Genomic DNA, 1,474 nt, shown 5'->3' with positions numbered 1-1,474 from the left:
ACGCTAATGGGGAGGGAACGGCGGATCTTCGAGCGGTGTGGCGTGGTTGGGAGGACGCTGTTTAACCGAGCCGCCGGCCGGTGAGCGTTGAGTTACGCCGAAGCGATGGTCGACTTCTAACTCCAGAGCGCGCCCCGGCTGGTTGGTGAGGGTTCCTGCAGCACCGATGGGATGTCGTGCCGTTGAGCACTGATCCATTAGCCCGTTGCCGGGCACCCTTCGGCTCGAACATGTTCGATCCAACCAAGGGAGGTGCTCACATGATTTTTGTTGGCGATGATTGGGCCGAGGATCATCACGACGTCCATTTGATGGACGAAGCCGGGGCCCGGCTGGCCTGGCGCCGATTACCGGAGGGGCTTGCCGGAATCGGCGAACTGCATCATCTGGTGGCTCGCTACTGCGCAGAACCTGACCAGGTGGTGATCGGGACTGAAACCGATCGCGGCCTGTGGGTCACCGCTCTCACCGCCGCCGGCTACCAGGTGTATGCCATTAATCCGAAGGCGGCCGCCCGCTACCGCGGCCGCCACCATGTCTCGGGGGCCAAGTCCGATACCACCGATGCCAAACTGTTGGCTGACCTGGTGCGCACCGACCGGCACAACCACCGCTTGATCGCCGGTGATTCCGCTGATGCCGAGGCGGTCAAGGTCTTGGCCCGGGCACACCAGAATCTGATCTGGACCCGCAACCAGCACACTAATGCGCTGCGCTCGGTGTTGCGTGAGTACTACCCGGGCGCATTGGCAGCCTTCGATGATCTGCACGACCGTGACGCGCTCGCAGTTCTGGGACGTGCACCAACACCGACCCAAGCCGCCAGCCTGAGTTTGTCGAAGATCCGTTCTGCACTCAAAGCCGCTGGGCGACAACGAAATCTCGACCAACGCGCCTACGATATCCAGGCCGCGTTACGCACCGAACAACTCAGCGCCCCCGCCGCGGTCACCGCAGCGTTCGGGGCCAACACCCGCGCGCTGGTCAGCATCATCGCCGAACTCAACCGCCAGATCACCGACCTCGAGACTGAACTGGCAACGCATTTTGAGACACACCCGGACGCCGACATCTACCTCTCCCTGCCAGGACTTGGTGTCATCCTCGGCGCCCGGGTGCTCGGTGAGTTCGGGGACGACCCGAACCGATACACCACCGCCAAGTGTCGCAAGAACTACGCCGGAACCTCGCCATTGACCATCGCATCCGGCCGCAAACGCGCCGTGCTGGCCCGCTACGTCCGAAACCGCCGCCTCTACGACGCGATCGACCGATGGGCCTTCTGCGCCCTCAACTGCAGTCCCGGGGCCCGCACGTTCTACGACCAACGCCGCGCCGCCGGAGACCTCCACCACCAAGCCCTACGCGCCCTCGGCAACCGCCTCGTCGGAATCCTCCACGGCTGCCTACGCCACCACAGCACCTACAGCGAACACACCGCCTGGGCACACCGCCAACCCACCACCCACACCCA

Annotated in this window: 1 protein-coding gene; it reads left to right on the top strand. The window is 64.1% G+C overall.

The genetic code is table 11. The annotated features are described in order from the left end of the window. Positions 1 to 260: 260 nt before the first annotated feature. A partial coding sequence (locus tag E0T84_RS31525) for an IS110 family transposase (protein WP_138746423.1) occupies positions 261 to 1,474 on the top strand: 1,214 nt, incomplete at its 3' end.

Source organism: Mycobacterium sp. DBP42, assembly GCF_005924235.1.
GTDB lineage: Bacteria > Actinomycetota > Actinomycetes > Mycobacteriales > Mycobacteriaceae > Mycobacterium > Mycobacterium syngnathidarum.
The sequence above is the reverse complement of the archived record's forward strand: the minus strand, read 5'-3'. Positions and strand labels throughout refer to the sequence as shown.